Annotated in this window: 23 protein-coding genes; 16 read left to right on the plus strand and 7 right to left on the minus strand. The window is 28.6% G+C overall.

All coding sequences use genetic code 11. The features are described from left to right. Nucleotides 1–128: 128 nt before the first annotated feature. Nucleotides 129–875: a 2,3-diphosphoglycerate-dependent phosphoglycerate mutase gene (gene gpmA, locus BBIDN127_RS03290; RefSeq protein WP_014023873.1), complete on the plus strand. Its 747-nt coding sequence runs from the start codon at nucleotides 129–131 to the stop codon at nucleotides 873–875. A gap of 68 nt (nucleotides 876–943) precedes the next feature. Here the strand turns inward: gpmA and lysS are convergent, their stop codons facing one another. Both lysS and era read right to left on the minus strand, forming a co-directional pair. Further along, on the minus strand, nucleotides 944–2,509 hold the full coding sequence (gene lysS / locus BBIDN127_RS03295) for a lysine--tRNA ligase (protein WP_014023874.1): 1,566 nt from the start codon (nucleotides 2,507–2,509) through the stop codon (nucleotides 944–946). A gap of 82 nt (nucleotides 2,510–2,591) precedes the next feature. Next, a complete protein-coding gene (era, locus tag BBIDN127_RS03300; RefSeq protein ID WP_014023875.1) occupies nucleotides 2,592–3,464 on the minus strand; it encodes a GTPase Era in 873 nt (290 codons plus the stop codon). Between the two features lie 105 nt (nucleotides 3,465–3,569). On the opposite strand from era, the gene BBIDN127_RS03305 reads away from it, so the two are divergent. The 3 genes from BBIDN127_RS03305 to BBIDN127_RS03315 are packed head-to-tail and all read left to right on the plus strand — an operon-like array spanning nucleotide 3,570 to nucleotide 4,815. Continuing rightward, nucleotides 3,570–3,926: a hypothetical protein gene (locus tag BBIDN127_RS03305; protein WP_014023876.1), complete on the plus strand. Its 357-nt coding sequence runs from the start codon at nucleotides 3,570–3,572 to the stop codon at nucleotides 3,924–3,926. Nucleotides 3,927–3,935: 9 nt separating this feature from the next. Then, nucleotides 3,936–4,346 (plus strand): hypothetical protein, encoded by a 411-nt coding sequence (locus BBIDN127_RS03310; RefSeq protein WP_014023877.1) that lies wholly within the window; start codon nucleotides 3,936–3,938, stop codon nucleotides 4,344–4,346. A gap of 19 nt (nucleotides 4,347–4,365) precedes the next feature. Beyond that, nucleotides 4,366–4,815, plus strand: a complete 450-nt coding sequence (locus BBIDN127_RS03315) for a DUF192 domain-containing protein (RefSeq protein WP_014023878.1) — start codon at nucleotides 4,366–4,368, stop codon at nucleotides 4,813–4,815. 8 nt (nucleotides 4,816–4,823) lie between these two features. Here the strand turns inward: BBIDN127_RS03315 and BBIDN127_RS03320 are convergent, their stop codons facing one another. Beyond that, complete coding sequence (locus BBIDN127_RS03320; protein ID WP_044054997.1) at nucleotides 4,824–5,495, minus strand: hypothetical protein; 672 nt, start codon at nucleotides 5,493–5,495, stop codon at nucleotides 4,824–4,826. 57 nt (nucleotides 5,496–5,552) lie between these two features. Between BBIDN127_RS03320 and BBIDN127_RS03325 the strand changes: the two genes are divergently transcribed. From BBIDN127_RS03325 to BBIDN127_RS03360, 8 genes are all read left to right on the plus strand, one after another. Then, complete coding sequence (locus BBIDN127_RS03325) at nucleotides 5,553–6,512, plus strand: glycosyltransferase family protein (protein WP_014023880.1); 960 nt, start codon at nucleotides 5,553–5,555, stop codon at nucleotides 6,510–6,512. Further along, nucleotides 6,505–7,503 carry an N-acetylmuramoyl-L-alanine amidase gene (locus tag BBIDN127_RS03330; protein WP_014023881.1) on the plus strand — a complete coding sequence of 333 codons (999 nt, stop codon included), beginning with the start codon at nucleotides 6,505–6,507 and terminating at the stop codon, nucleotides 7,501–7,503. The genes BBIDN127_RS03325 and BBIDN127_RS03330 overlap by 8 nt, the downstream gene beginning before the upstream one ends. Next, nucleotides 7,493–8,044, plus strand: coding sequence for a hypothetical protein (locus BBIDN127_RS03335; RefSeq protein ID WP_014023882.1), 552 nt, complete (start codon nucleotides 7,493–7,495; stop codon nucleotides 8,042–8,044). Before BBIDN127_RS03330 ends, BBIDN127_RS03335 begins: the two co-directional genes overlap by 11 nt. Before the next feature lie 77 nt (nucleotides 8,045–8,121). After that, a complete protein-coding gene (flaA, locus tag BBIDN127_RS03340) occupies nucleotides 8,122–9,147 on the plus strand; it encodes a flagellar filament outer layer protein FlaA (RefSeq protein WP_014023883.1) in 1,026 nt (341 codons plus the stop codon). Between the two features lie 74 nt (nucleotides 9,148–9,221). Further along, nucleotides 9,222–11,816 carry a chemotaxis protein CheA gene (locus BBIDN127_RS03345; RefSeq protein ID WP_014023884.1) on the plus strand — a complete coding sequence of 865 codons (2,595 nt, stop codon included), beginning with the start codon at nucleotides 9,222–9,224 and terminating at the stop codon, nucleotides 11,814–11,816. Nucleotides 11,817–11,823: 7 nt separating this feature from the next. Continuing rightward, a complete protein-coding gene (locus BBIDN127_RS03350; protein ID WP_014023885.1) occupies nucleotides 11,824–13,224 on the plus strand; it encodes a CheR family methyltransferase in 1,401 nt (466 codons plus the stop codon). A gap of 11 nt (nucleotides 13,225–13,235) precedes the next feature. Then, nucleotides 13,236–13,721, plus strand: coding sequence for a chemotaxis protein CheX (locus BBIDN127_RS03355; RefSeq protein WP_014023886.1), 486 nt, complete (start codon nucleotides 13,236–13,238; stop codon nucleotides 13,719–13,721). A gap of 39 nt (nucleotides 13,722–13,760) precedes the next feature. Then, on the plus strand, nucleotides 13,761–14,201 hold the full coding sequence (locus tag BBIDN127_RS03360; RefSeq protein WP_002557259.1) for a response regulator: 441 nt from the start codon (nucleotides 13,761–13,763) through the stop codon (nucleotides 14,199–14,201). Nucleotides 14,202–14,241: 40 nt separating this feature from the next. Here the strand turns inward: BBIDN127_RS03360 and BBIDN127_RS03365 are convergent, their stop codons facing one another. From BBIDN127_RS03365 to BBIDN127_RS03380, 4 genes are read right to left on the minus strand one after another with little or no spacing between them, the layout of a single operon-like run. Beyond that, a complete protein-coding gene (locus tag BBIDN127_RS03365) occupies nucleotides 14,242–14,757 on the minus strand; it encodes a hypothetical protein (protein ID WP_014023887.1) in 516 nt (171 codons plus the stop codon). After that, a complete protein-coding gene (locus BBIDN127_RS03370; protein WP_014023888.1) occupies nucleotides 14,754–15,800 on the minus strand; it encodes a hypothetical protein in 1,047 nt (348 codons plus the stop codon). The genes BBIDN127_RS03365 and BBIDN127_RS03370 overlap by 4 nt, the downstream gene beginning before the upstream one ends. Further along, the gene (locus BBIDN127_RS03375; protein ID WP_014023889.1) at nucleotides 15,794–16,657 is read right to left on the minus strand and encodes a hypothetical protein; all 864 of its coding nucleotides are present in this window, start codon (nucleotides 16,655–16,657) and stop codon (nucleotides 15,794–15,796) included. Before BBIDN127_RS03375 ends, BBIDN127_RS03370 begins: the two co-directional genes overlap by 7 nt. Continuing rightward, nucleotides 16,654–17,316, minus strand: coding sequence for an HAD family hydrolase (locus tag BBIDN127_RS03380; RefSeq protein WP_014023890.1), 663 nt, complete (start codon nucleotides 17,314–17,316; stop codon nucleotides 16,654–16,656). The genes BBIDN127_RS03375 and BBIDN127_RS03380 overlap by 4 nt, the downstream gene beginning before the upstream one ends. A gap of 239 nt (nucleotides 17,317–17,555) precedes the next feature. Between BBIDN127_RS03380 and BBIDN127_RS03385 the strand changes: the two genes are divergently transcribed. From BBIDN127_RS03385 to BBIDN127_RS03400, 4 genes are all read left to right on the plus strand, one after another. Then, nucleotides 17,556–19,166 (plus strand): ABC transporter ATP-binding protein, encoded by a 1,611-nt coding sequence (locus tag BBIDN127_RS03385; protein WP_044054974.1) that lies wholly within the window; start codon nucleotides 17,556–17,558, stop codon nucleotides 19,164–19,166. Next, a complete protein-coding gene (locus BBIDN127_RS03390) occupies nucleotides 19,167–20,318 on the plus strand; it encodes an ABC transporter permease (protein ID WP_014023892.1) in 1,152 nt (383 codons plus the stop codon). Then, nucleotides 20,290–21,216 carry an ABC transporter permease gene (locus BBIDN127_RS03395; RefSeq protein ID WP_014023893.1) on the plus strand — a complete coding sequence of 309 codons (927 nt, stop codon included), beginning with the start codon at nucleotides 20,290–20,292 and terminating at the stop codon, nucleotides 21,214–21,216. The genes BBIDN127_RS03390 and BBIDN127_RS03395 overlap by 29 nt, the downstream gene beginning before the upstream one ends. 154 nt (nucleotides 21,217–21,370) lie before the next feature. Further along, nucleotides 21,371–23,626, plus strand: a complete 2,256-nt coding sequence (locus BBIDN127_RS03400) for a methyl-accepting chemotaxis protein (RefSeq protein WP_014023894.1) — start codon at nucleotides 21,371–21,373, stop codon at nucleotides 23,624–23,626. Nucleotides 23,627–23,631: the final 5 nt, after the last annotated feature.

The raw sequence follows: 23,631 nt of genomic DNA on the forward strand, positions 1-23,631 counted from the left end.
AACTTAAAGTTTAATGTATTTTAAATTATATCATTATTTAATTAAGGTTGAAATCTTGACTAGATTTTGTGCTAATTTATAATTATTAGTATTAGTAAATAAAATAATATAATATACTAGGAGATTTTATGTATAAATTAGTTTTAGTAAGACACGGAGAGAGTGAGTGGAATAGAGAAAATCTTTTTACTGGTTGGACAGATGTTAAACTTTCTGATAAAGGTATCGATGAGGCTGTAGAGGCAGGTTTACTTCTCAAGCAAGAAGGTTATTCTTTTGATATTGCTTTTAGTTCTTCGTTGTCAAGGGCTAATGACACTTTAAATATTATTTTGCGAGAGCTAGGTCAATCTTATATTAGTGTAAAAAAAACCTGGAGATTAAATGAAAGGCATTATGGGGCTTTGCAAGGTTTAAATAAGTCAGAAACAGCTGCAAAATATGGGGAAGATAAAGTTTTAATTTGGAGACGCAGTTATGATGTTCCCCCAATGTCTTTGGATGAGTCTGATGATCGTCACCCCATAAAAGATCCAAGATATAAACATATTCCTAAAAGGGAACTTCCTTCAACAGAGTGTCTTAAAGATACTGTTGCAAGAGTTATTCCTTATTGGACTGATGAGATTGCAAAAGAAGTTCTTGAAGGTAAAAAAGTTATTATTGCTGCTCACGGTAATTCTTTAAGAGCGCTTGTTAAATATCTTGATAATTTAAGTGAAGAAGATGTTTTAAAGCTTAACATTCCCACAGGCATTCCCTTGGTTTATGAATTAGATAAAGATTTAAACCCCATTAAACATTACTATTTAGGTGATGAAAGCAAAATTAAAAAGGCAATGGAATCTGTTGCTAGTCAAGGAAAGTTGAAATAACGGATTATTTGCATTAAAGTCTTAATAAGTCATATAACTATGACTTATTTTTTTATTAATTTTAAGGCTTAAATATATTTACTTATAATCTTTTCAAAGCGATCAATGCCAATTATTTTGATAAATCCAGCTAATTTGGGCCCTTTTTCTTTGTCGATTAAAATTTTATAAATTTGTTTAAAAAACAAAGCGGGTTCTATGTTATTTTCTCTTGAAATTTTATATATTTCGTTTTGAATGTCTTGTTCTGTAGCAACTTCAAAATTTTTCTTTAAAAAATCCAAAAGTTCATTAATTGCTTTTTTGCTATTTTCTTCTAGTATTTCTATATTATCAAATTTAGATCTTAATGAAAATTTGAAATCTTCGGGTGCAAAATCTCTTATCCAATTAATTGCGCAGTTTATTTTATTTATTAGTTTGTCTTTTTGGTCTTCTTGAACGTTTTTCAAGTAATTTAGAATTTTATTTATATTATTTTCAAATATTTGACAGATTACGCTTAAATGTCTAAATCCGATTTGATAAGGGATTCTTTTGCTTGGCATGTATGGTTGAGATAGTTCGTAAATTCTTTTAAATGCTCTTTTTTTTTCTTCTTTTATATCTTCTACTCCGTAGTAGATTCTCTCAAACTTGTCGTAATCTTCGTATATTTTAATTACGTCAAGATCAAATGAGATCGAAAATTCAGTATTTGGTTTTGTTGCTGCAAATAAAAATCTAGTGACTTCGGGTGTGTAGACCTCAAGAACATCTTTAAGCGATATAACATCTCCTGATGAGGAGGATATTTTTCCCCCACGTCCTTTTATTGAAATAAAGTCATATTGAAATGTTACAGGAGGGCTACCTTGAAAAATTTTTACAATATTTTTAGATGTATCAAAACTGCCGCCGCTGCTGTGGTGGTCTTTTCCTGCAGGTTCAAAGTCAACTTTTTCATATTTCCATCTCATAGGCCAATCTATTCTCCAAGGAAGTTTAATGGCCCATGTGGTTCTTATATCTAGAGATTCTTGATTTCCACATTCACATGAGTACTCAACAGAGTAATGGTTGTCATAATTATTTACAGTTGTTGTGTCCTTATTGCATTTTGTGCAAAATATACTAATTGGATACCAATTTGCTTCAAGCTTTGAAGTTCTGTATTCGTTTAATGCTTCAGAGAGTTCTTTTTTATGATCAAGTGCAAATTTTATTTGGCTTGCATAAGCGTTGTTGGTATATTGTTTACTTTGGTCAATGAATTCAGGATTGATCCCCACTATAGGCAGATATTTTTCAAATTCAATTTCATTAGCTCTTGCATAACTTGTTTTGTGACTTCTTGTGTCAGGGACTCTTGTTATTGCTTGTCTTAAATAAGTTGTAAGAAGTTCCTGTTCTGGCATATTTTTAGGAACTTTCCGAAATACGTCGTAATTATCCCAAGAATAAATAAATCTTACTTTTGATCCAGAGTCCCTCAGAGCTCTTGCCACAAGGTCTACCGAGATAACTTCTCTAAAATTGCCAATGTGCACAGTTCCAGACGGAGTAATTCCTGATGCTACTGTGTACAAGGTTTTTGGACCTTTTTCTTTTTTTATTTTTTCTGCGTAAAAATCCGCCCAGTGCGCTGTTTTCACATTTTATTCCTAATTTAAATTTAGGTAAATTTTAACATTTTGTTTTTCAAGTTTCAAGAATTTAGAAAATTGTAGTTGAATGTTAGTTTATAAGTCTTTTTATTAGCTTGTCTTCTTTGTTCCAATTTTTTTTAAGTTTTACCTGGAGGAATAGGTTGCATTTTGTTTCAAAAATTTTTGCAATTGTTTTTCTTGCTCTTTCTCCTATTGATTTTATTTCTTTTCCGTTTTTCCCTACAATTATTCCTTTTTGACTTTCATTTGCTACAAAAATATTTGCCCTGATAAAAAGACCTCTTTTTTTATTTTCTAAGGTATCAATATCTACATACAAAGAATAGGGAAGTTCTTCTTTTAGGTTTTCAATAGCTTTTTCCCTTATTATTTCGCTAATTCTAAAATTTATTTCTTGATCGGTGTAGTATTCTTGTGGATAATAAAGCGGGCCTTCTGAAAAATTTTCATAAATTTTATTTTTTAGCTCTTCTGTGTTAATTTTTTTTTCAGCAGATATTTTAATTATATTGCTAGCTTCTATTTCTTTTTCTTTTAGAAATTGTGTTATTTCGTTTATTTTTGTATTTTTAAGGTCAATTTTATTAAGTATTACTAAAAATTTAATTTTAGAGTTTTTTATTATTTCTAACATTTTGTTCTCTTCCTCTCCAGGTTTATCTTGAATATCTATTATGTATAAAATAAGTTCAGCTTCTCCTATTGAAGAGTGTATGTTTTTCATCATTGCAATATTAAACTTTTTTTTGCTCAGATGAAATCCTGGTGTGTCTATAAAAATAATTTGTCCTCTGTCGTCCGTAAAGATTCCTTTTATTTTATTTCTAGTTGTTTGCGGAATAGGGGATATTATTGATATTTTATGTCCGCATATTGAATTTAAAAGGGTAGATTTTCCAGTTGATGGTCTACCAAGTATTGCTGCAAATCCCGATTTCATGTTTTAGCATCCCTTAAATATGTAATATTCATACAATTTTTATTATAATTAATTATATAGTATTTTAAATACTTATTTTTAAGTAAAATTTTGAGGAATTTTCGTTTGGCAAAGGTAAATTTTGAAGTTTTTTGCGAGCAATGTGGTGAAAAAGTTGGACTTAATCGATCTGTTTGTCCTAACTGTGCTGCTAAGCTTGGTGATATCGAATGTCCAAATTGTAGGCACGTAGGTCCAGTTTCTGCTTTTGGAGAAGGTTGTCCTAATTGTCACTACAGTCCTTTTCAAGAGCTTAAAGAAAAACCCTTTAAAAGAAAAGAAAGAGCAAAAATGGTAAACAATAGAGCAGCTTCTAAAGTCTTAGTAAAGCTTTTCTATTTTGGGATTAATGCTGATATTTTGCTTTATTTATTTTCAAGTTTTTTATTTGTTATACTTTTTCTTTATATTGTTTATGGCTAAAGGCTTTGTATGGGTATTACAGTTTTTTATTTATTTTCTATTTTCACATCTTTTGTTATGGGTTCTAGCATGGAGTCTGTTAAAGAGAATATTCTTAAAAGTACTATTTTTTATTATGATATTGAAGAGGTTGAATTTCCTTACGCTAAGAAGCAGACTTTACAATTTATTGCTAAAACCCATTTAAAATATGCTGTTTTTAATTTTGACAAAAATAAAATGTTTTCGTACACTTTTGTTTTTGATAAAAAATTAATATCTCAGTATTCAATTTTTATTGAAGTAAAGAAAAAGTTTGGCGAGGCTACACTGGTAACGCCTTTGAATTATTTATGGGATCTTGGTGATTATATTATTGTTTTAAATAAAAATATTTTAAGAATGACTTTAAAATCTTATATTTCAAATTATAATAAATGATTTTTAATAAGGCTTATAATTGAAAAAAATTTTAAAACGATTTTTATTTTTAGTTTTATTGATGTCTTTTTTATCTTTTACTGATCATTTTTATGATAAAGAAGTTGTGATAAATGGGGTTAAGTTTTTTTTAAAAATAGCATCTAATGAGCTTGATAGGGCAAAAGGTTATATGGGTACTCAAAAAGTTGAATATGGTAATGGAATGCTTTTTGTTTTTAAAAAAGAGCAAAATTTATCTTTTTGGATGGAAAATACACCTTTGTCGCTTGAAATAGCTTATATTGATTCAAATGGAATTATTAAAGAGATTTATGATTTAGAGCCGTACTCTAGGGCAAATGTTAATTCTCTTTATAAGGTAAAGTATGCTCTTGAGCTTCCAAGAGGCTCATTTTCTAAATTTAAAATAAAAATAGGTGACAAGGTGCATTTTTGCTTTGATATTAATTCTTTATTAGTAGAATGATTTTGAAATTATTGGGCTTTGATTTCTTGAAGTTCTTCTTCGATTTGATCTTCTTTAAGTTCATTTTTATCAGATTCTTTTATTGAATTTGTTTCTTCTTGCTTTAAGGTAGACTGTTTATTTGATTCATTTGCATTGTTATTTGCTTCATTATTGTCAATGTTTTCGTTGTTTGTTGTTATTATTTTTTTAAAAATATTTATTGTTGAGGCAATCTCGTCAATTACATCAAGCAAAAATGTATCGCTTGCAAATTCTTCTGCTTTTACAATATATGTTAAAGAGTTGATTCCTTTTTCTGTATTATGAATAATCTCCCACGATCCAAATACTCTGTTATTATAGCTATCGCTCATAAGGGAGTCGGATATTTCTTTTATTTTTTGTGTGTTTATATCAAATACTTTGACAATTCCAAATATTTCTCTTATCTTTGAATTTTTATATGAGTTTAGTCTTGACCTGATGATTACCTCTTCTCTTTCATTATTGTTTATATCTTTAAATGCTATAAAGTCATTTTCTGAATCTATTTTATATTCAATTTTGTTTTTATCTAAAAATTTTTTAATTCTCTTGTCGTAATGTATATTCTTATGGTTGCAAGAAATGAGTGCAAAAATGATAATAATCATGCTGTAGAATAATGTATTAATATTCATTATTCTTGCAATTAACATTGTATTATTTGACATATGATTATTATAATTTAATTGTAAGGATTTTAAAAGTAATTTATGCGTCTTCCAGGTAGCGGCTATTCATATACTGTTATTCAATCTAAAAATAATTATTCACAAAAATCTTCTTTTGGAATTTCTTTTGTAATATTAAGCAGAGGAACAAAAATTTTTAGAGAAGATTTGTTTGAATTTTTATCAAATTTTGATTTTATAAGAGAAATAATTTCAATTGAAAAACAGAGCAATAGAAGTTCTTTGCAGTTCATCTCAGAAAGTTACGATAAGTTAAAATTTATTTTACTTTCTGATGATTTAAATTCAGGAGAAAAGGTTAATTTAGCAATGAAAGAATCCAGCTGTGATTTTGTTTTTGTTTTGCAGAGTGATATGTACTTATTAAATCCTTTTTGGATTCCAAATATATTCGATGAAATAGTTAAAAAAAATGTTCTTCTTGTTGGGGGGGAGTTTTTTGATAAAGAAGAGGAAATGATTCCTTCAATTTTTCTTCCAAGCATAGATAAAAAGCAAAAGTTTAAGGTAATTTTAGTAAATTCTGAGAAAGACTATGAAAAAACTTTGATTACCATGGATTATTGTGGACTTTATTCTAAAGAGAAATTTTTACAGCTTGGAGGTTTTGACGGAAGGATTCAAAATGAATATTTTCAAAGAATAGATTTTGGACTAAGAGCTGTTTATTTTGGCGAACATGTTTATATTTATAGGAAGCTGAGAATTCAGTATACTGCATTAAATTCACCAGAAAATTTGACCAAAAGCAAAAGTTTTTTAATTTTTTTACTTAAGAATTATGTCCCAATTTTTGTTGGAAATGGCGTTGTTTTTTCTTTTTTAAGGTTTTGTAAAATTTGTTTAAAATACAAAATTAATCCCTTTTTCTTCCAAAAAGAGTTTAAAGAGATAAAAGGCGAGATTGCTAAAAATAGCTTAAGATTTAAAGGAGACTTAAAGAGTGCCATTGAGCTTTGGGAAAATGATATTATTGATTGATTTGATTTTGTTTCCATATTTAAGCTTGTATTCTAAGACCCCCGATTATTTAAATGTTCTTGATTTTTTTGATACTAATGCTTTTAAGTTCGATTTTAACATTGAAAATGATGTTTTTACAATTGAAAATGACAAAGGATATTTAAAGTTTAGGGTAGGTTTTGAATATGCGCTTACATCTTCTGGTTATTATATGTTTGTAGATCCAATTGTTGACACTCGTGGAGAAATTTTAATAAGTCAAAAGGTGTTAAAGCAAATTGAAAATTATTTCAGTTCTCTTAAAGGTTATAATAAACCCAGAATTACTTCGATAATCATTGATCCTGGACATGGTGGACGTGATACTGGTGCTATTGTAACTTTAAAGATAAATGGCTATGATGTTGTGCTTAAGGAAAAAGATTTTACATTAACCTATTCTATATATTTGTCTAAAATTTTAAGTAATTATTTTGTAAATAAAAATATTTTATTAACTCGTGTAAATGACATTTATTTAACTTTGAAAGAACGGTCGGAATTTGCAAATGCAATAAAGCCAAATTTTCCAAATAATGTTATATTTTTATCCATGCATGCTAATGATGCTCCAAATAGTGAGGCCAGGGGAGTTGAGTTTTGGTATCTTCCTAAGAATTCAAAAAGAGAAGTTATTAAAGATTTTAAAGGATATGATATTAAAGGTAATAGATACTTAAGTGAGCTTAATGATATACTAGATATTAAATATAAATATGAATCAAAAAGATTGGCTGAAATTTTGTATAAAGTTTTTAAAAATGAGTTAAGCGAAACCAATATTAGGCCAATCAGAGAAGAGCAATGGTTTGTAATAAAAAACAGTAGTATGCCTGCTGTGTTGATTGAAATGGGGTTTTTGTCCAACATTTTAGATGCTAAATTAATTTTGGATTATAATTACATGAGCAAATTTAATATTCTAATACTTAAAGCTTTAATGGAATTTATAAATTTTTATGAAAAATAATATTTCGGATATATTTTTTAAGTATAATGCAGTGATTTATGAATTTTTAAATTCGAAAAAAGAGTATATGGTTAAAGTGCTTTTTGGAGTTTTAGCAGCAAGCTTTTTGTTTTCTATTTGTATGGTTTTTTTAAATTATGATAATCTTTTTTCAAAAAAGGTTTTTTATTTTCATTCTAGCAAGGGATTTGTTGCTAATTTAAGATATTTAAAAGATAAAAAAAATTTAAAAGATAATTTAGATCTTTTGGTAAAAGATTTCCTTTTAGGAAGCAATGAGGGGTTTTCTTTTGGATTTTTATTAAGTGATGCACGATTTTTATATTCTTTTTTAGAAAATGGAGTTTATTATATAAATCTCTCAAGAGAATTTTATGGTTCTTTTAATAGTGGTGATTATAATGAATCTTATGAATCTTTTGATGTTAAGGTTAATCTGTTTGCTATGTCTTTAATAAAAACAATGCGCTTTAACTATCCTGGCAAAATAAAAAAGCTTGTTATTCTTATTGAAGGGTGTATCTTGAAGGAGCAAAGTTAATAAATTTAATTTTACTAATGATAACAATTAAAAAACGAAAATTTTATAAAAGATTTATATATAAGGAGTTGGTTTAAATGAAAAGGAAATTTAAAAGTATTTTATTTTTTTTATTATCCACCGTTCTTTTTGCTCAAGAGACTGATGGATTAACAGAGGGTTCTAAAAGGTCAGAACCCGGAGAATTGGTTTTAGATTTTGCCGAGCTTGCAAGAGATCCAAGTTCAACTAGACTTGATCTTACAAATTATGTTGATTATGTATATTCGGGTGCTTCTGGTATTGTTAAGCCGGAAGATATGGTTGTAGATCTTGGGATAAATAATTGGAGCGTTTTACTTACTCCTTCTGCAAGGTTGCAGGCCTACGTTAAAAATTCAGTTGTTGCGCCTGCTGTTGTTAAGAGTGAGTCAAAAAGGTATGCAGGCGATACTATTTTAGGAGTAAGAGTTTTATTTCCAAGCTATTCTCAATCATCTGCTATGATTATGCCACCATTTAAAATTCCTTTTTATTCAGGAGAAAGTGGAAATCAGTTTTTAGGTAAAGGTCTTATTGATAATATTAAAACCATGAAAGAGATTAAGGTGTCAGTTTATAGCTTAGGATATGAGATAGATCTTGAAGTTTTATTTGAAGATATGAATGGTATGGAATATGCTTATTCTATGGGCACTTTAAAGTTTAAAGGGTGGGCTGATTTAATTTGGTCAAATCCCAACTATATTCCTAATATATCATCTAGAATAATTAAAGACGATGTTCCAAATTATCCTCTTGCTTCAAGTAAAATGAGATTTAAGGCTTTTAGAGTTTCAAAATCGCATAGTTCAAAAGAGCAAAATTTTATCTTTTATGTTAAAGATTTAAGAGTTCTTTATGATAAGTTGAGTGTTTCAATAGATTCTGATATTGATAGTGAGTCTGTATTTAAAGTTTATGAGACTAATGGAACTGAATCTCTTCGTAAATTAAAGGCACACGAAACTTTTAAAAGAGTTTTAAAGCTTAGAGAAAAAATTTCTATGCCCGAAGGCTCTTTCCAAAACTTTATAGAAAAGGTTGAGAGCGAGAAGCCTGAGGAATCATCTCCAAAAAATTAGGTTTAAATTAATATGTTAATATGTAAAGCTGCCTAAAAGGTTAGCTTTACATATATAAAATAATAGGAAATAGTATGGAAATATTAGATTTGGAAAATGAAGAGCTTTTAGGTGTTTTTTTTGAAGAGGCTCAAAATCTTGTAGATATCCTTGAAGAGAATATTATGTCGCTAGAGGATGATCCTAATAATTCTGATACTATTGATGAAATATTCAGAGCAGCTCATACTTTAAAAGGAAGCTCTGCTTCTCTTGACATGATGGAGCTATCTGATTTTACCCATATTGTTGAAGATGTTTTTGACGTCATTAGAGACGGTAGGGCAAATATAAACAATGATCTTGTTGATCTGCTTTTAAGCTCATTAGATGTTATTAAGGAAATGCTTGCGCTTCGTCTTGACGGCAAGGTGTATTTGAATGATATAAGTGATCTTAAGAGTAAATTAAAGCAATTTTTAGTAGTTGATGATCAGACTCGTATTAATAGATTTGACGAAAATCCAACTAAAAACAATTTTTGTCTTTCAAAGTCAGATCTCGAGGAGATAAGAGAAGGGCTAGGAGTTGGGCAAAAGGTTTTAAGGATCAGCGTTGTTTTTAATGCAAATAAAGATTCTGGTGCGGAAAATGGTGGACTAAAAATATTTAATATTTTGAAAAATTTAGGATCTGTGCTTCATACAATTCCTAAATATGAGCAAATCATAGAGAATGAATTTTTAACAAGAGTAGATTATTATCTGATATATTCAGATATAAATGGCGTGAAAAAAAGTTTAAATTCTTCAAATTTAATTGAAAGCTATTTGGTTGATGAATTTAACGTAAAAGAAGAATTAAAAAAGCTTGCAGATAAAGAGATTAAAGATATTGATTTAGATCCCAATCTTGTTTTAAATGCTGGTTTTGATTTTACAGAGGATGAGATTTCTGATTTATTGCTTGAGGTTGAAAATCAAAAGTTATTTAGAGTTAGACTAGATTTTGTAAAAGACAATCCTATGTCTACTATTAGTGGGCTTCAAATGCTTCAAGCATTAAAAAGTCTTGGAAAAGTTTTCAAGTCTCTCCCAGATTCTAGCGAATTATTGGCAGATAAGTTTTTTGATTTTGTAATATATTACTTAATATCAAATACCAGTGCAGACAGCATTGCTAAAAAAATTAATTTACCAGATGTTGTTAGTCATTTTGAAATCAAAAGTGTTAATTTAGAATCTTTAAGGAATGTGAGCCTAAAAGATAAGGATGACGCACCTCTTAAAGAAAATAAAAGTATTAAGAAAAATAGTCCAATTAGTGTTAATTTAATTAGAATAGATAGTAAAAAAATAGATTACATATTAAATCTTGTTAGTGAGGCTGTAATAAGTAAGTCATCTTATAATCAAATAAATTCAGAAATGATTACATTATTTTATAATTTTAATTATTTTTATGATTATCAAGAAAGTTTTCAGAGAAACTTTTTAATTGACTTAAAGATAGTTTTCAAAGATGCTGGCTTAACATTAGAAGATGAGGTTGAGTCACATATTAATTCTTTGATGAATCTTAAAATGGAAAAGACCCTTAATGATATATCTGAATTGAGAAATTCTTTTTTCAGGCTTCTTCAAAATTTTAAAATGACTTCTGGGCGACTGTCAAGAATAATTACGGATTTGCATGAGAGTGTTTTAAAAACCAGAATGTTGCCAATATCCAATATTTTTTCAAGGTTTACAAGAGTTGTCAGAGATCTTTCAAAGAAATTAAATAAGATTGTAAATCTTAAAATGGAAGGAGAAGAAACTGAGCTTGATAAGTCTGTTATAGATGACCTTGTAGATCCTTTGATGCATTGTGTTAGAAATTCAATGGATCATGGCCTTGAGACAGTTGAAGAGAGAGTTAAAAGGGGAAAGAGCAAAGAAGGTACTATAATTTTGCGCGCCAAGAATGAGGGTAATGTAATATCAATTGAGATTGAAGATGATGGGATTGGTATAGATCCAAAGGTTATTAGGCGAAAATTAATTGAAAAGGGAACAATAAAAGAAGATGCAATTTACTCTGATTTTGAACTTATTAACTTAATTTTTGCTCCCGGTTTTTCAACAGCAGTTCAAGTAACAGATCTTTCAGGTAGAGGAGTTGGTCTTGATGTTGTGAAAAAAAGCATTGAAAAGCTTAATGGAACCATTTTGGTGGAATCAGAAATTGGCCTTGGAACAATTTTTAAAATTAAACTACCATTGACGTTAGTGATTATACAAGGCCTTTTAGTAAAGTCGGGGTCTGAGACTTATGTTATTCCTTTGAATAATGTTCTTGAAACTCATAGAATAACCGAGCATGATATAAAATTGCTTGAAAATTATCATGAAGTTTATAATTTAAGAGATGAAGTCGTTTCTGTGCTTAGACTTGATAAACTTTTTAGCATAACAAGAGATGATTCATTAATAGAAAAATTTTTAATAGTTGTTAATACTAGTAACATGAAAACGGCAATTGTTGTAGACTCTATTCTTGGCGAGGAAGATTTTGTAGTAAAGCCTATTAAAGATAAATTTTCATCAAGCGCGGGTATAGTTGGGGCTACTACGCTTGGCAATGGTAAGGTTGTATTGATAATTGATGTTTTTAAGCTTTTTGATTTACAAAAAGATACTAAGGAGTGAATTTCTTGTGCAGATAAAAGAAATTTATTTTGGACCCAAAATCTCAGATGATAAAAATTGCAATTCTAAATTAACCAATTTTGATTTTAAAGTTGTTTCTTTCGAGCTTGGATCGGATCATTATTTAGTAGACATTATGCAGGTTAAAGAAATTAGAAAATCTAGTAATTTTACTTATGTTCCAAATGCCAAAAAGTATGTAGCCGGGCTTGATAATTTAAGGGGCGAAATAATTCCTATTATAGATCTTAGAATAATGTTTAATTTAGAATTTAATAAAAAAGATATTGAAGATATTATGGTTTTAAAAAACGAAGATCTTCTTATAGGGGTAATTGTTGATAAAATTAATAATGTTTTTTCAATAGATTCTAGCCTTATTCAAGATCCACATCCAGTTTTATCTCAGGATTCTTTAATAAACTATATAAAAGGTGTTGTAGATTATAATGAAAAGCTTTATATACTTCTTAATGTTTTTAAAATTTTTAATTATGGTGAGGAAGAAAAGTTATTAAAATCTGATCAAAATCTTGTTGAAAAAAGCGACTTTGTAAGCGATTGTGACAATTTAGATATACTAGAGAATGATAAGAGTGATGTTTCTAGTAATGTTTCTTCAAAAAATGATAATAATAATGAAAATTCAACTCTAAACAATCTTGCAACTTTTAATTTGGAAAGTATTAAAAGAAATCTTTTGAAATACTCTTTTAATGCTTCTTTGGTAAGTGATGTGTTTTTGGAAAAAGTTGGAGTAAAATTTAATATGGTTGATGCTGATTACTTGCCTTACGATAGTTTTTTAAATGAATTTTATTCAAAATCATCAGGAAATTTATGGAGAGCTGATTGTTTGGAAGAATTTAAAAATGAGATTGTTGAGAGTCACTTAAATTTTATGGATAACTTAAATTCTATTTTCAATGTATTGGAAATTGGTTGTGGCAGTGGAAAAGAGACTATGGCTTTAGCTAATGCCTTGTTTGAATATTATGTAAAACCGTTTAAGCTAACAGCTATTGATAATGATTTATCAAAAGTTGTTGAAACTTCTAGGTTGATGTTTTCAGAGTCAGAAATTGGTATTAGTGAAATTTATCGTAGAAACTCTTTTGAACAAAGCCCTGGAGTTTATAAATTTAAGTCAGAAATTCTAAGTAATGTTTTGTTTGAATATTCCGATGCTCTTTTTTCAGATTTGCCTGATAATTTGGGAATGGTTTTTTTAAAAGATGTTTTATGTTTCTTGGATAGTGAAAATCAGATTTTGATTTTAAATATCATTGCTTCCAAAGCTATTAAAGGGGCTCTTTTGGTTTTGGGAGATAACGAAGAGCTTAAAAATAATGATGTTTTTATAAAAGAGAAATCCACAAAGTATTTTAACTTGTACAGGAAAGTCTAAAGGAGAAATTAATGAGAATAGATTATATAGAGCCATTTTTGGATGCTGCTTCTTCGGTTTTAAGAGATATGTTGCTTGTTGAAAATATAGAAATGGGTAAACCCGGGCTTAAGTCAATAAATCAAAAGATAAAAGGTGTTTCTGTGATAGTGGGGCTTGCTGGGTCTGTTGAGGGTAGTATAATTATTGATATGGATATAGACACAGCTCTTTTTGTTGCTTCTAAGTTAAATTTTGAAGAGTATGATGATTTTGATGATGAGGAAACAAAAGAGATGGTTGCCGCAACTCTAACTGAGGTTGGCAACATTATTGCTGGAAATTTTGTTACTACTTTGCATGCCAAAGGTTTTGTATTTGATATAACTCCCCCAGCTTTTATTTATGGAGAAAATATGAAAATAAGTAATAAAGGTTCTGAGGCTTTAATTGTTCCTTTTTCTTTGCCTGATGGTAAAATTATAGAAGTTAATATTGCAATAAGAGAGAGGGTTTGATATGAAAAAAATTCTTTTTATTAGAAAAGAGAGGTTAATATGATCCAAAAGACTACAATTGCTGCAGATTCTTCATCTAAACCTAGAGGAATTAATTATGATACAGGTATTCCTTTTAATGTTTTAATTGTTGATGACTCTGTGTTTACCGTAAAGCAACTTACTCAAATTTTTACATCAGAGGGTTTTAATATTATTGATACGGCAGCTGATGGAGAGGAGGCTGTGATAAAGTACAAGAATCATTACCCCAATATTGATATTGTCACTCTTGATATTACCATGCCCAAAATGGATGGAATAACTTGTCTTTCTAATATTATGGAATTTGATAAAAATGCTAGAGTGATAATGATATCTGCTTTAGGCAAAGAACAATTAGTTAAGGATTGCTTAATAAAAGGAGCAAAAACATTTATTGTTAAACCCTTAGATAGGGCAAAGGTTCTTCAAAGAGTTATGTCTGTATTTGTTAAATAAATTATTTATAAAAAAAGTTCAATCTTTAATTTTATTATTTTCATTCCTTTGGGAAAAAAATCATTTCATTACTTATTTTATCTAAATTCTTTAAAAAATAAGTAATGTTAAGGTTGAATATTTTTAAAGGTTCTGTATTATTTTCTATGTAAAGCTCTAATTTGTAAAATCCTTTTTTTGTGTATAACAATGAATAGCTTTTAAAAATTCCATTTATATTTTTAATTTTAAATATTTTATATTTTAAAAATTTTTTATCAATAAGTTCGCTTTGAATTAGATATTTATTTGCTTCTTTGTAGGTTGAATTTAATAGGCCGTAGTTAGTTTTATTTAGCATTATGCTTTGTACAAAATGTTCTGTTAGTTTATAAATATTTTTTTCTATTTCACTTGTTGGAAGATTGGTGTAGTATTCTTTTTCTAAAATTAAATTGTAAGACGAATATTTTTTTATTTCTTCGTTTGCTCTTTTTTCAATTGAGATATCCAAAAGTCTAGCATTAATTGAAAAATTCAACAATGTAAGTAGTGCTGTGATTATTTGAATTTTCATTTTATTTCCTGGTTTTTATTAATTATTTTTTTTACTTTTTCAATTTCTAAAGGTATTTTGCTTTTTCGCTTTGAGTTTAGTTTTTCTTTTAGTAAAATATTGTTAAATGATTTTGCAAGTTCATATACTTTTTCTTCGCTTAAAGTAAAAGGAATTTGAATTTTTCGATATTCTAATGGGTCTTGTAAAATTTTTGTCATTAAAATAATAGGATTTAAAAAGCTTGCTTTAAAAAATTTATAAAAATTCATTAAAAAAATAGTAAATGATGCAAACAATGTAAATAGAAAAATTCCAAGAATAGAATCGCTTTTTCTTTGCAAATATTTATCTATATAAAATTTTGTTTTTTCTATTTCTATTACTCTGTATTCACTAGGACTGTAGTAAACAAATATTTCGTCTGATTTTGAGTATATTATGTCATCTTTTTCCTTGATTATTAAGATGAAGGGATATTTTTCTTTAATGTAAGCTTTTTCATTTATTATTGATATATTTTTAATAATATTAAATTCTTGTTTTTCTGGTATTGAATTTACAATTTTTGAGCTTGATATTATTATAAAAAATGTAAATGGTATTAATAAACTCATTGAAAACGTCCTAGCAAATGCTATTAGTATTAGGTTCTTTTCTTTTGAATTGTAATATATTTCTATTATTAGGTCGTTAAACCTAAGAAGTCTTAAAAATCTTAATTTGAAAAGTGATAGCATTATTGGATTTAATATTGTTTCATGAGCGGTAATTATGTTTTTAAGTTGATATGAACTGTAAAATGCTAAAGGGATAAGGCAGTGAATTATATCAAAGAATAGATTGTTTCTGACGTAGATTTCTAATCTTTGGGAAAGATAGGCTTTGGTTATTTTGTATAAAAAAATAAAAATAAAAATTGTGTCAAATAGAAAACCAATAAATATTAGTGCAAATCGTATTTTGTATGGTAAAAAAAGAATTATTGAGAGTTCTTCGATTAAAAGTTCAAATATTGAAAAAATTATTATTGCTTTTAAGAAAATTGAAAATTTTTTTACCATTTATTTCCCTTAGCTATTTCTAATAATTCTTTAATTATTCTTGAATCATATTCTTTAGAGCCTGACTGTTTTATTGAAAACCAACTCTCATCATATCCAATAAAACCTTTAATCGGGTTGTTTTTGTATTTTGGAGTTCTTGATCTGGCTGAAAAAATAGCAATTAATGTTGAAATTGGAGACATTGTTTGTAAAGTTTCATACTTAAAAAAGCTTTCAATTATAAGCTTGGCCGTTTTTTCGTCTAGAAAATCGGTATCATTGCTTATTGCTTTTGAAGTGGATTCAATATTTTTAGTAGTAAGCTCTATTCCTTTTTCAAAGCAATATTTGATTACCAATACTTTTAAGAGAAGTAATATCTTTATATAATTTTTTATGATGTCTGATGAATAAAGTGCTTTATTTTCCTTTTGTATTAAATATATTGTATAAGAGTTTTTTCCTTCAAATAGTTTGTTTATATAAAAAGTAATGTATCCATTGCTTATAGTATTAAAATTATAAAAGAATTCTTTTCTTAAAGATGAATTGACTTTGACAAAGTTAAATATTAAATTTAAGTCGTTTTTTGTCAATTCTTTGCTAAAAAGAGGCTTTACAATGTTAAAGTCAATAGCTTCAATGCCAGATAAAACAAATGGGGTAATCATTATATCTGTTTTATCTTTGACGTATTGAATCAGGTCTTTTAGTTCTGATTCAAAATCATTTTTGATGAATGTGGCAATAGTTTTTTTATTTTCTTTTAAATAGCTAAGCATTTCAATTTCTTTTTCTATAGCAGATAAACTTTTTATGCTTTCATGATTGAATAGATAATGATATAGATAAGGGAAATATGGCTTTACATTCATTTTATTAGATCCAATAGTTCAAGTGGATTATGTATTATGTGTTTTGCTCCACTTTCTTTTAATTCTTGAACACTTCTAAATCCCCAAGAAACCCCTATTGGCACAAATCCAGCGTTTAGTGCAGTTAGCATGTCTACATCGCTGTCTCCAACATATGCAATTTCTTTTTTTCGGGCATTTAATTCTAATATCATATCAAGGGCATTCTCAGGATCTGGCTTTGGCGGAAATTTTTTTGAATAACCCCTGATTTCAAAAAAAAATATATTTCCAAAAACATTTTTTACCAAATTTATTAATTCTTCGTGGTTTTTATTGCTTAAAATTCCAATTGGAATATTAAGTTTATTCATAGTTTCTAGAAGGGTTTTTATATTTTCGTATGGTTGTGTTTGGGATGAAAGATTTTTATTGTATTCTTTTACAAATTCTTTGTAAAGTTTGTCTTGTAGATTGGTATTATTATATTCAAGAGATAATAGCTTTAGAGTGTCTATTACAAACATGTTAAATCCTTTACCAACAAGAGCATTAAATTTGCTTAGTTCTATTTGATTGTATCCTAAGTTTGAAAGAGCAGAATTCATTGAGAATGCAATATCCATAATGCTATTTACCAAGGTTCCATCCATATCAAAAATGCAGGCTTTGATTTTCATAGTACTCTCTTTTATAATGGTTTACTTATTATATTATTTTAGCATTAATTTGTTCTCTTTATTAAGGTTTTTATATTTTAAGCATTTTTTATTTACTAGCAGTTAATTTTTATAAATAATTTATTTTGTTTTTTAAAATTTAAAATGCTATTGAAAATATAAATTTTAAGTTTTATTATATTTCATTAGAATAGAATATTGTAAGTCAGTTGTTTGATATTTATTAGGGCTAAAGCTTAATGAAAGAAGATGTACTAGTATTGGAAAATATTACAAAAAGTTATGGCGATTTTGTTGCCAATGATAATGTTTCTATTAAATTTAAGGCCGGCGAAGTTCACGCTATTCTTGGAGAAAATGGTGCTGGAAAGACCACTTTAATGAAAACCATTTATGGGGTTCATCAAGTAAATAGTGGTCGAATTATTTTAAAAGGTCAAGAAATAAGCTTTAAAGATTCAAGCGAGGCTATTCGAAATGGGATTGGAATGGTTTTCCAACATTTTATGTTAATTCCGCAATTTACCGCTGTTCAGAACATTATTTTAGGATATGAAAATTCAAAATTTGGTTTTCTTGATTACAAGCAAGCCAAAAAAAAGATAAGTTATCTTTCGGAAAAGTATGGTTTAAAGATAGATTTAGAAAAAAGGGTTGAAGATTTGAGTGTTGGAATGGAGCAAAAAATAGAGATATTGAAAGTTCTTTATCGAAATGCAGATATTATTATTTTTGATGAACCTACAGCAGTGCTTGCTCCAAGTGAAGTTGATGATTTTATGAATATTTTAAAGGTACTCACTCAAGAAGGTCATACTGTAATACTTATTACTCATAAAATAAAAGAAATTAGATCTATTGCAAAGAAATGTACAATTATGCGTCTTGGGAAGGTTGTTAAAACTGTTAATATTGCTGAGATTGATGACAGAGATCTTACAAAATTAATGATAGGAAAAGAAGTTGCACTTCGATCCTCTAAAATTAAATTTGAAAATCATTTTAATGTTCTTGAAATAAAGAATTTAAGTGTTAAAGATGAGAGAGGAGTTTTAAAAGTTAAAGACGTTAATCTTGATCTGAGAAATGGAGAAATTCTTGGAATATCAGGTATTGAAGGAAGTGGTCAGGAAGATTTAGTTGATGCAATTTTGGGTTTGAAAAGCATATTTAAAGGTGATATTTTGAAAAAAAATTCTTCGGGGAGTTTGGAATCTTTAAAAGGTTTAACGATTAAACAAAGAATAGATAAAAAAATTGGAAGTATTCCTTCAGACAGGCAGAAACACGGCCTTATTTTAGAATTCAATGTTATGCAAAATATTGGGCTTAAGAGTTTTGACTGTCCTAATTATTTGAAATTAAAAAAAATTCATTCAAAGAGTAATTTTGATTTAAAATTCAATCTTTTCAATTTTATTAAAAGACAATTTGATAAAGTTAAAAGACAATTTGTGGGGTTTGATCTTAATATTTTAAAAAAATTGAGCAATCAACTTGTAAGTTATTTTGATATTAGGCCAAGAGATATTTTGAGCAAGGTAAAGTATTTATCTGGAGGCAATCAGCAAAAAGTTATTGTTGCTCGTGAGATTAGTTTAGAGCCAGATATTCTTTTAGCTATTCAGCCTACAAGAGGCCTTGATGTTGGGGCTGTTGAGAATATTTACAAAAGAATAATAGAGCAAAGAGATGCCGGCAGATCTGTTTTATTGGTTTCTCTTGAGCTTGATGAGCTTGTTAATGTTTGTGACAGGATAGCTGTAATGCATAGTGGAAGGATAGTGGGTATTTTAGAGGACAATTTTGATGTTGATGTTATTGGTAAAATGATGATAGGTTTAAGCTAAATGAAAATTAGTAAAAACGTATTTAGTAAATTTATGTTGAAATTTTTAAATTCTTCAGCATTTGTTAGTGTGTTTGCGCTATTTGTGGGATTTTTAATTGTTGGGCTAGTGGTGATGGGGCTTGGTCATTCTCCTTTTAGAATGTATTTTATAATATTAGATATTATATTTTCTTCTCCCAAGCATTTAGGTTATGTTTTAAGTTATGCAGCTCCTTTGATTTTTACAGGTCTTTCTATTGGCATTTCTTTAAAAGCGGGTCTTTTTAATATTGGGGTTGAAGGTCAGTTTATACTAGGATCTATTATTGCTTTAATAGCATCAATTTTACTTGATTTGCCCCCAATTTTACATGTAGTTGTTATTTTTATTATTACTTTTATAGCGTCAGGTAGTTTAGGAATTTTAATTGGATATTTAAAAGCTAAATTTAATATTAGCGAAGTGATTTCAGGAATAATGTTTAATTGGATATTATTCCATTTGAACAATATAATTTTAGATTTTAGTTTTATCAAAAGAGATAATAGTGATTTTTCAAAACCCATTAAAGAAAGTGCATATATTGATTTTTTAGGTTCTTGGAAGCTCTCCCCGGAAGGGCTTGCTTATAGGTCTTCTCATCCTTTTGTTAATGAACTTTTAAAAGCGCCTCTTCATTTTGGAATAATTTTAGGCATATTTTTTGCTATTTTAATATGGTTTTTGCTTAATAAAACTATTATTGGATTTAAAATAAATGCCACAGGAAGTAATATTGAAGCTTCAAGATGTATGGGTATTAATGTAAAAGCTGTGCTCATTTTTTCAATGTTTCTCTCAGCAGCTGTTGCAGGTCTTGCTGGGGCTATTCAAATTATGGGTGTTAATAAAGCCATATTTAAGCTTTCTTATATGGAGGGAATTGGTTTTAATGGAATAGCCGCTTCTCTTATGGGAAACAATTCTCCAATTGGCATAATATTTTCCAGCATTCTTTTTTCTATATTGCTTTATGGAAGCAGTAGGGTTCAAAGTTTAATGGGGCTTCCATCTTCAATTGTATCTTTGATGATGGGAATAATTGTTCTTGTAATTTCTGCTAGCTATTTTTTAAATAAAATTGTTTTAAAAGGTGTTAAGGGTGTCAAATATAATAATATTCTTGATTAGTGAAACTTTAATAAATTCTCAAACTTTAATTTTAGCTGGTCTTGGGGGTCTTATAAGTGAAAAAAGTGGAATTATTAATATTGGACTTGAAGGAATAATGACAATAGGAGCATTTTCAGGAGCTACAGTTGCATATTTTACAAATGATCCATTGTTTTCAATTTTTGTTGGTGGGCTAGCAGGGCTTTTGCTTGCTGTTTTGCATGCTGTTTTTACAATTTTTTTAAAATCAGATCAAATTATAACCGGAATGGCACTTAATTTTTTAGGACCCGCTATTGCTGTTTTTATAAGTACTTTGATTTTTTCTTCTATTTCAACTCCGCCTATAGAAATAAAGTTGCCGATACTTTTTGATGGAATTTTAAGCAAAACATTTTTTATCTTCCAGATTTTTGGTAAAAGATACTCCGTATACATCGCAATCCTAAGTGTGGCTTTATTTCATATTGTTTTCAAATACACTAAAATTGGGCTTAGAATTAATGCTAGTGGTGAAAATCCAGAGGTATTAGAGTCTGTTGGAGTTAGTGTAAATAAAATTAGATTTTTTTGTGTTCTTTTGAGTGGGTTTTTAGCGGGGGTTTCAGGCGCTGTTCTTACAACAGTGGTTGCATCAAGTTATGTGCAAGGGGTTACGGGCGGACAAGGTTTTATTGCTATTGTAATGTTAATTTTTGGGAAATGGACGCCTTTGGGAGTTTTAATTGGCAGTTTTTTATTTTCATTTGTGAAAACTTTGACAATTGTTTTAGCTCAATCTCCCTTTTTGTCTTTAATAATACCTCCCAAAGTATTAGTTATTACTCCATATTTAATTATTATTTTAAGTCTTATCTTTTTTTCAAAAAGAAATTATGCACCTAAGTTTTTAGGAATACCCTATAAAAAGCATTAGCAATTAATAATAGCTTATAATTTGTTTTTCATATTGTGAAAATTCTTTTAATTTTTTAAGAGTTTTTGATTTTTTGCTGTAAGTTTTTTTTTGATACCCTTTGGTCTTGAGTTTATTTGATTAAATAAGTAGATGATTTGTGAGGTAGTTTATTATGTTGTTGAAGCTTAAATACAGGTTTGTTGGATTTTTATTATTGTTTTTAATTTTTATACTGTTACTTTTTTCCATGATTTTTAATTTTGTTTTATGCGGTTATTTAGAAGATTATTATAAGCAGCTTACAAGGGCACAAGTAAGAAGGGCAGCTTTTTCTACGCAATCTTTTTTAGATACTTTGTATGTCATAATCAATGGTGCAGCTTCAAATTTGGCACTCGAAACCATATCAGAATTTGCAATTTCTGAGAATAGAGGAAAAGATTTCTCTGAGTCTGAATTGATAGATTTAAGAAAAAATTCAAAATTTGTTATTGATTCTGTAAAGGTGAGCAAAAAATATCGACAATACTTATACAATTTTATGTCCAATCTTAAAAATGATACCTTTTTTGAAGAATTCGCTTTTTTTGATTTTGAAGGGAGAATAATTGTTAGCACAAGGCATGAGAATAATATGGATTTTGGTCATTCTGAGGCCAATACTAATTATTTTAAAAGAGCTGTTGAGGATTATAGGCAAAACCAATTAAAATTTATAGGCTGGTATTCAAATCTTTCTGAAGGAATATCCGCGGAAGTTGCTATTAGGTCTAGACAAAGCGAAAAAAAGGCTTTTGCAATAATTGTACCTGTATACTCTCCAGAAGACAAACTTGTTTGTGGGTATTTGGCTGGATATCTGCTTAATGATATTTTAGCAGATAGTTTTGATAGATTTAGATTCGGTTTTTATAAGAGAGGCAATTTTATTTATGTGGATCCTAATAATATAGCAGTCAATCCTTTTGAAGAGTACAATGAAACTAGTAGAGTTAGTTCTAAATTTTTAAATACCCTTAAAGATGTTTTTTCTAAACCACCTCTTTTGTCAAATATTCCTACTGAAGTTTCGGTTTACACTATTGATAAAATATTTTTATCCGAAATGGGAGAAGAGTGCTACTATGCACTGCTACCCATAAGCAGTAAGTTAGGAGAGAAGAGCGGAGTACTTATTGCTCGGCTTCCTTATAAAGATATTTACGGAGTAATATCTAGTCTAAAATTTCAGTATCTTTTATATTCTCTCTTAGGTATTGCTGTGTTAAGTCTTGTTCTTTTAATGAGAATAGATAAGATTATTAGTTTTCGTTTAAATTCAATTAGAGTTTTAGTTCAAGATATGGTTAAGGGTAATTTAGATAAAGATTATGCCCTTGATGATGATAGTTTTTTTGACGAGCTTGGAATGTTGAGTCTTCAGGTTGTGAAAATGAAAAAAGCTATTTCTGTAGCGATTGCAAGTGTTTTAAGAAATATTAGTTATGTAAATAAGGCAAGTTTAGAAGTTGCCAGTTCAAGCCAAAATTTAAGTTCTAGTGCGTTACAGCAGGCATCTGCTCTTGAAGAAATGTCAGCTAATGTTGAGCAAATAGCCTCAGGCGTAAATATGAGCGCTAATAATTCTTATGAAACAGAACAAATAGCTTTAAAGACAAATGAAAATTCTCAAATAGGTGGTAGGGCTGTAGAAGAATCTGTTATTGCTATGCAAGATATTGTAGAGAAAGTTAGTGTTATTGAAGAAATAGCCAGAAAGACTAATTTGCTTGCTTTGAATGCTGCTATTGAAGCTGCAAGAGCCGGTGATGAAGGAAAGGGGTTTGCTGTTGTGGCTAGTGAGATTAGAAAGTTAGCTGATTTGAGTAAAATTTCGGCTCTTGAGATTGGAGAGTTGGTTGAAGATAACTCTAAAGTAGCAACCGAAGCAGGAGTGATTTTTAAAGAGATGTTACCCGAAATTGAAGAAACGGCTAATCTTGTTAAGAAGATTTCAGAAGGTAGCTCTAAGCAGAGTGATCAGATTGCTCAATTTAAAATGGCTTTAGACCAGGTTGGAGAAGTTGTTCAGTCTTCGGCTTCAAGCAGCGAGCAACTTTCTAGCATGTCCGACAAAATGTTAGAAAAATCTAAAGAGCTTAGAAAATCTGTATTATTTTTCAAAATTAAAGATTCTACAATTGAGAATTTAGAAGATGATGAATATGATTTTAGGTTAATGGATTGTCTTGATAATTCTTTTAAAGATGAAAATCCAAATTTAAAAAGTAATGAGGTTTCAAATTTAAATGGTAATAGAAATAATAATTCTTTAGATATTGAGAGCGAGTCCTCTGTAAGAACTATTAACAAGCGAGTTGACCCTAAAAAAGCTATCGATATTGCTGATAAGAATTTAAATTTTGATGATGATTTTTCAGAGTTTTAGAATTT

The sequence above is a fragment of the Borreliella bissettiae DN127 genome (assembly GCF_000222305.1).
GTDB lineage: Bacteria > Spirochaetota > Spirochaetia > Borreliales > Borreliaceae > Borreliella > Borreliella carolinensis.

Bases quoted from the DNA above. Each gene is read 5' to 3' on its own strand.
- flaA (WP_014023883.1), top strand. From the start codon at position 8,122: ATGAAAAGGAAATTTAAAAGTATTTTATTTTTTTTATTATCCACCGTT.
- BBIDN127_RS03335 (WP_014023882.1), top strand. From the start codon at position 7,493: ATGAAAAATAATATTTCGGATATATTTTTTAAGTATAATGCAGTGATT.
- BBIDN127_RS03355 (WP_014023886.1), top strand. From the start codon at position 13,236: ATGAGAATAGATTATATAGAGCCATTTTTGGATGCTGCTTCTTCGGTT.
- BBIDN127_RS03365 (WP_014023887.1), bottom strand. From the start codon at position 14,757: ATGAAAATTCAAATAATCACAGCACTACTTACATTGTTGAATTTTTCA.
- BBIDN127_RS03385 (WP_044054974.1), top strand. From the start codon at position 17,556: ATGAAAGAAGATGTACTAGTATTGGAAAATATTACAAAAAGTTATGGC.
- BBIDN127_RS03370 (WP_014023888.1), bottom strand. From the start codon at position 15,800: ATGGTAAAAAAATTTTCAATTTTCTTAAAAGCAATAATAATTTTTTCA.
- BBIDN127_RS03325 (WP_014023880.1), top strand. From the start codon at position 5,553: ATGCGTCTTCCAGGTAGCGGCTATTCATATACTGTTATTCAATCTAAA.
- gpmA (WP_014023873.1), top strand. From the start codon at position 129: ATGTATAAATTAGTTTTAGTAAGACACGGAGAGAGTGAGTGGAATAGA.
- era (WP_014023875.1), bottom strand. From the start codon at position 3,464: ATGAAATCGGGATTTGCAGCAATACTTGGTAGACCATCAACTGGAAAA.
- BBIDN127_RS03320 (WP_044054997.1), bottom strand. From the start codon at position 5,495: ATGTTAATTGCAAGAATAATGAATATTAATACATTATTCTACAGCATG.
- BBIDN127_RS03345 (WP_014023884.1), top strand. From the start codon at position 9,222: ATGGAAATATTAGATTTGGAAAATGAAGAGCTTTTAGGTGTTTTTTTT.
- BBIDN127_RS03310 (WP_014023877.1), top strand. From the start codon at position 3,936: ATGGGTATTACAGTTTTTTATTTATTTTCTATTTTCACATCTTTTGTT.
- BBIDN127_RS03390 (WP_014023892.1), top strand. From the start codon at position 19,167: ATGAAAATTAGTAAAAACGTATTTAGTAAATTTATGTTGAAATTTTTA.
- BBIDN127_RS03400 (WP_014023894.1), top strand. From the start codon at position 21,371: ATGTTGTTGAAGCTTAAATACAGGTTTGTTGGATTTTTATTATTGTTT.
- BBIDN127_RS03360 (WP_002557259.1), top strand. From the start codon at position 13,761: ATGATCCAAAAGACTACAATTGCTGCAGATTCTTCATCTAAACCTAGA.
- BBIDN127_RS03380 (WP_014023890.1), bottom strand. From the start codon at position 17,316: ATGAAAATCAAAGCCTGCATTTTTGATATGGATGGAACCTTGGTAAAT.
- BBIDN127_RS03375 (WP_014023889.1), bottom strand. From the start codon at position 16,657: ATGAATGTAAAGCCATATTTCCCTTATCTATATCATTATCTATTCAAT.